The 5,268-nt window shown below is 70.4% G+C and carries 5 protein-coding genes; 1 reads left to right on the top strand and 4 read right to left on the bottom strand.

The window, feature by feature from the left end; genetic code table 11:
* Positions 1–389 precede the first annotated feature (389 nt).
* Positions 390–923: an IS3 family transposase gene (locus ACIOWN_RS34360; protein ID WP_401984456.1), complete on the top strand. Its 534-nt coding sequence runs from the start codon at positions 390–392 to the stop codon at positions 921–923.
* A gap of 196 nt (positions 924–1,119) precedes the next feature.
* Here the strand turns inward: ACIOWN_RS34360 and ACIOWN_RS34355 are convergent, their stop codons facing one another.
* Genes ACIOWN_RS34355 through ACIOWN_RS34340 form a run of 4 tightly spaced genes read right to left on the bottom strand, consistent with a single transcriptional unit; the run spans position 1,120 to position 4,896 of the window.
* Positions 1,120–1,788, bottom strand: a complete 669-nt coding sequence (locus ACIOWN_RS34355) for a response regulator (RefSeq protein WP_401984454.1) — start codon at positions 1,786–1,788, stop codon at positions 1,120–1,122.
* Positions 1,785–3,053: a sensor histidine kinase gene (locus tag ACIOWN_RS34350; protein ID WP_401984458.1), complete on the bottom strand. Its 1,269-nt coding sequence runs from the start codon at positions 3,051–3,053 to the stop codon at positions 1,785–1,787. The genes ACIOWN_RS34355 and ACIOWN_RS34350 overlap by 4 nt, the downstream gene beginning before the upstream one ends.
* Positions 3,054–3,109: 56 nt before the next feature.
* Entirely contained in the window at positions 3,110–3,961 is an 852-nt protein-coding gene (locus tag ACIOWN_RS34345) for an ABC transporter permease (RefSeq protein WP_401984453.1), read from the bottom strand.
* Positions 3,958–4,896, bottom strand: coding sequence for an ATP-binding cassette domain-containing protein (locus ACIOWN_RS34340; protein WP_401984452.1), 939 nt, complete (start codon positions 4,894–4,896; stop codon positions 3,958–3,960). Before ACIOWN_RS34340 ends, ACIOWN_RS34345 begins: the two co-directional genes overlap by 4 nt.
* Positions 4,897–5,268 lie beyond the last annotated feature (372 nt).

The raw sequence follows: 5,268 nt of genomic DNA, 5'->3' as shown, positions 1-5,268 counted from the left end.
CCTGCTGCGGTTGCTCTTGCTTCCCACCTGGCACTACTTCCTCTGGAACCTCGCGTCCCAGTCTCCAGGTGTCCACGATCAAGGGGAAGGTTCAGGACCTCGCAACCCGCCCGCGCGAGTGGGACACCCGGGCGGGCACCGTCGAACTGGCCGTCCCCAAGCTCCGCACCGGGAGTTATGACGATCGAGGTACTGCGAAAAGCGGCGGTCTTCTTCGCGAAGGAGTCCTGGCTGCTGGTGGTCGGCTGGTGTTGGCTGGCGAAGCGGTCGCGCGCAGGAAGTTATCTGGCTTGGTCGGCGCGTAAGCCAGCCCGCGCTGGTCTGGGCCGGGGCGGCGAACGCGGCGGTGGGGATCAGCGCGCCTCCCGCGGCCAGGGATCGACCACGACGTGCCGCTTGCGGCCGTTGACCAGTTTGCCGCCGTCGAAGCCGCGGCTGTCGGCGCCGACGACGGGTTGACGTCCTGCTCCATGAAGCGGCCCGTATCGGTCAGAGCACGGTCGGCGCAGTGCTCGCGGGCGCGGGCGATCTCCGCGTGCCAGGTCCGGCTGCTGAAGGTAGCCCGCTCCTCCTTCTACGCGTGGCTGGCCGGCGAGAAGGCGCGCTCGGCGAGGAAGGCCGCCGATGACGCCCTGGCCCACGAGATCACCGTGCTGCACCTCGCCTCCAAAGCCACCTACGGGGTGCCGCGCATCCACGCCGGGCTGCGCCGGCTCGGACACCGCGTGAACCGCAAACGGATCGAGCGCCCCTCGATTTCGCTCCGGTGCGGCAGACTCCGCATCGGCTGGCCCTGCTGCCCCTGGATAGGCACCCGGCGCGGTGAGCGAGGACCGGACAGGCCGTCCGGCCGAAGCACCATCTCATCGAATCCGAAGGAGATCTTTCTGTGGCCACGTCCTGTCGCATTCGCTCATCCGTAGCAAACGCAGCACGGGAAACGCATGCGGCACAGCCAGGTAGGCCGGTCGCAGCAGCACGATCGATCATGCTCCCGCAGTCCGCGGCATTCGCGCCAGAGGGCCGCGCTCAGCGACGCCACTGAAATCCCCTTGAACCACGCACACTCCTCCCACCGGGGCGGATGAGGTTTTCGGCAAGGGGCGCGGGCGCCGCGGGTCAGTCCCCATGAGGCCGGGCCAGGCCGTGGTCGTAGGCGAAGATCACCGCCTGGATCCGGTCGCGGGCGCCGATCTTGGCCAGGACGCGGCCGACATGAGTCTTCACTGTGGACTCCGACAGGACGAAGCGGGCGGCGATCTCGCCGTTGCTCCAGCCCTTGCCGATGGCGACGAGGATCTCGCGCTCACGGTCGGTGAGGGATCTCAAGCGCGGGTCCTCGGCGGAGCCGTCGCCGCCGAGTGGCACGAGACGGGCGAACTCGTGCAGGAGACGGCGGGTGAGCGCGGGGGCGATCACAGCGTCTCCGACGGCCACGGCCCTGATGCCCGCAAGGAGTTCCTCGGGGCGGGCGTCCTTGAGGAGGAAGCCGCTGGCTCCGGCGCGCAGAGCCGCATACACGTACTCGTCCAGGTCGAACGTGGTCAGCACCAGGACGCGGGAGCGACCGCCGGCGGCGACGATGCGGCGGGTGGCCTCGATGCCGTCCATGCCCGGCATACGTACGTCCATGAGGACGACGTCGGGGCGGAGTTCGGCGGCCTTGCGCACCGCTTCCGCTCCGTGCGCGGCCTCGCCGACGACCTCGGTCTCGGGCACGGAGTCCAGGAGCATGCGGAAGCCGTACCGCTGGAGCGGCTGGTCATCCACGACGAGCACGGTGGTCATCGGGCACCGCCTTGGGGAGTGAGGTCGAGTGCGGCCCGTACCGTCCAGCCGGCGCCCGCGGGACCCGCGCTGACGTGTCCGCCGTAGAGAGCTGCTCGTTCCCGCATGCCCACCAGGCCGTGTCCTTCCTCGTTCGCCGTGCCGGGACGGTCGGCCGGGACGAGTGGGCCGGAGTCCTGGACGGTGATGGTCAGTCGCATGTCCTTAACGGCGATAGTCAGGTTCGCACGCGCACCGGCGCCGGCGTGTTTCAGGGTGTTCGTCAGGGCCTCCTGCACGATGCGGTAGGCCGTGAGCTGGACCCCGCTGTCGAGGGCGTCGACGTCTCCGGCGGTACGGTAGACGACCTCCAGGCCGGCGGCGCGCACTCCCTCGCACAGCGTGTTGATGTCCGCGAGACCGGGCTGCGGGCTCAGCTCGGGTTCGGCCGGCGGGCCGTCCGCCTCGCGCAGCACACCGAGCACCCGGCGCAGTTCGTCCAGGGCCTGGCGACCGGTGTCGCCGATGAGGTGGAGGGCCTCCCTGCCCCGCTCCGGAGCGGCCCCGGCGGCATAGGCACCCGCGTCGGCGAGCGTGATGATGACGGACAGGTTGTGGCCGACGACATCGTGCATCTCACGGGCCACCCGTGTCCGTTCTGCCGCGACGGCGAGCCTGCCACGCTGGTCGCGTTCGATCTCCAGCTGGGCCGCACGGTCCCGAAGCCCGGCCAGTTGGGCCCGTCGGATACGGATCATCAGGCCGAGGGCGAGGGCCGCGGTCGCCGTGCTGAGCAGGAAGAACAGCGCGTCCGCGACCGACACTGCCGCCGACACCCGTGCCGCGACCAGGCCGAGCGCGCCCGCCGTGGCTGCACAGGCCCACGGCAGCTGCCGCAGCCGCCCGTGCAGGGCCAGGCTGTACAGGGCGACGAAGAGGGCGACGTCCGCACGGAGCGCGGCGCCGAGGGACCACTGGAGGACGAACACGGCCGCGATGGCGCCAAACGCGGCGGCGGGCGCCCGGCGCCGCCACAGCAGTGGCAGCACCAGTCCGGCCTGCAGGGCCAGCATGCCCGCCACGGGCAACCGGGTGAACACCAGGCGGAAGCGGCGCGGGCCGTCGCCTTCCCCGTCGATCGCGCCGACCGCGTGCAGCAGGTCCGGCAGGCAGAACATCAGGAAGACCAGCACCACGACCGCGGTGTCCAGCACCCACGGACGGGCCCGGTCGGCATGCCGGAGCCGCTGGCCGGCCCGGCCGAGCCGGGCGACCAGCGGCCCCATCCCGCTGAGATCTTCGGTGGTCACGGAGTTCACCAACCCATGATGCGGGTGGCTGCTCAGACGTCGCTGCGCCGCAGCCGGTATGCCGCTGCAGCCAGCGCCAGTGCCGTCCAGCCGAGAAAGACCCAGAGCCCGGCGCCCGGCGCCAGGGTGGTCGAGTCGTGAGTCAGGGCGAAGATCGACTCGCCGGCGTGGCTGGGCAGATAAGGGTCGATGTTCCCGCTCCATGAGCTGGGCAGCAGGGAGATCAGTCCGGGTACGAGCATGAAGGCGGCGACCAGGACCGAGATACCGCCGGCAACGGACCGCAGCAGCGCGCCCAGGGCGGTGCCGATCACGCCGACCAGGCCCAGGTAGAGCCCGGCGCCCAGCAGGCTGCGAAGGACACCGGCGTGGCCGAGGCCCATGGCGGCGGGCGTGCCGGAGACGACCTGGCTGCCCACGAGGAAGGCGACGAACACGCCCACGGTGGCGATCACCAGCGCGACCAGCCCGTACACAGCCGCCTTGGACCACAGCACGGGCAGCCGGCGCGGCACCGCGGCCATGGTGGAGCGGATCATGCCGGTGGAGTACTCGCCCGCGGTGACCAGCACGCCGAGCACGCCGAGGGCCAGCTGTGCGAAGTTCGTGCCGAAGAGGGACAGACTCACGGCCGTCGCGTCGGCGAAGTGGCCGTCCATGGGACGGCCGGAGTCGATACCGGACTTGTAGCGGCTCGCGGCGATGACGCCGAAGGCGACGAGGAACAGCAGGCCCAGGCCGAGAGTGATCCAGGTGGAGCGCAGAGACCACAGTTTGGCCCACTCCGAGGCCAGCACCCGCCGTCCGGTCACCCGGTAGGCGGGGCGGGCCGGCGCGGCCTGGGCGGTCTCAGGGGACTCGGGGGTTGCCGTGAGGGTGCTCATGCCGCGCTCCCGGAGGTCTCGGTGCCAGTCGTGGAGCCGTGGTACTCCACGGCGTCCCTGGTCAGTTCCATGAACGCCTCCTCCAGCGACACCGCCTTCGTGGTCAGCTCGAACAGCGGGATCCCGTGCTCGACCGCCTTCAGCCCGATCTCGCGGGCGGACAGCCCGGTCACCTGCAGTTCCTCGGAGCCCACGCGGCCGGTGATCTCCACGCCGTCTCCGGCCAGTACGTCCCGCAACCGTGCGGGGTCGTCCGTGGCGACCTTCACGGTGTCGCCGCCGGCCTCGCGGACCAGGTCCCGTACGGTCGTGTCGGCCAGCAACCGTCCACGCCCGACGATGATCAGGTGATCAGCCACCAGTGACACCTCGCTCATCAGGTGCGAAGAGACGAACACCGTGCGCCCTTCGCTCGCGAGGGAGGTGAGCAGGTTCCGGATCCAGAGGACGCCCTCGGGGTCCAGTCCGTTGACCGGCTCGTCGAGCATCACGGTCTGCGGATCGCCGAGCAGGGCGGCCGCGATGCCGAGCCGCTGGCCCATGCCGAGGGAGAAGGCACCGGCCCGCTTCCTCGCGACGCTGCCGAGACCGGCAAGGTCGATGACCTCGTCAACCCGGCGGCGCGGGATGCCGTGGGTCAGGGCGAGGGCCCGGAGATGGTTGCAGGCCGAGCGGCCCGGGTGGATCGACTTCGCCTCCAGCAGCGCCCCGACCTCCTGGAGCGGCGCCCGGTGGCGGGCGTAGCGTTGTCCGTTCACCGTGACGAACCCGCTCGTCGGCGCGTCGAGCCCGACGATCATGCGCATCGTCGTGGACTTGCCCGCCCCGTTGGGGCCGAGGAAGCCGGTCACCGTGCCCGGCTTCACGGTGAAGTCCAGCCCGTCGACGGCTGTCTTCTCTCCGTACCTCTTGGTGAGCTGCTGTGCCTCGATCATTCGCGTTCCCTCTTTCGGACTCCGGCGCGCCCTGCACGCCTGACGCCTCCTCCGTCACGCTAAGTCCGCGATCTGCCGGATCCGGTGGTACCCGGGGGCTGAACACCGCCAGGCGGGTGGTACCGGGGTACTACGGCCTGGTGTCCCCCCATCACTTCGGGACTGGATGCCCGTTCGGCCCGCGCGGAACCACCCCGTCGACGAGATTCCAGGTGAATCTGTCGTCGACTGTCACATGTATTGCCACAGTCCGTCACCTGGTGGGGTTTGATACATCCCTGGACTTTCCCCGTGATGCTGGACACTCGTTGCTTACGCCGCGAGGGCGTGTTCTTGCTCGTGTCGCTGTCGGATCTCCAGCGGGGTGAGGTA

This window comes from Streptomyces sp. NPDC087787 (genome assembly GCF_044743035.1).
Taxonomy (GTDB): Bacteria; Actinomycetota; Actinomycetes; order Streptomycetales; family Streptomycetaceae; genus Streptomyces.
Note: the sequence above shows the minus strand (reverse complement) of the source record. Positions and strands in the feature narration are given on the sequence as shown.

Excerpts from the sequence above, each read along its gene's own strand:
- ACIOWN_RS34355 (WP_401984454.1), bottom strand. The coding sequence starts at position 1,788 with ATGACCACCGTGCTCGTCGTGGATGACCAGCCGCTCCAGCGGTACGGC.
- ACIOWN_RS34350 (WP_401984458.1), bottom strand. The coding sequence starts at position 3,053 with ATGGGGCCGCTGGTCGCCCGGCTCGGCCGGGCCGGCCAGCGGCTCCGG.
- ACIOWN_RS34345 (WP_401984453.1), bottom strand. The coding sequence starts at position 3,961 with ATGAGCACCCTCACGGCAACCCCCGAGTCCCCTGAGACCGCCCAGGCC.
- ACIOWN_RS34340 (WP_401984452.1), bottom strand. The coding sequence starts at position 4,896 with ATGATCGAGGCACAGCAGCTCACCAAGAGGTACGGAGAGAAGACAGCC.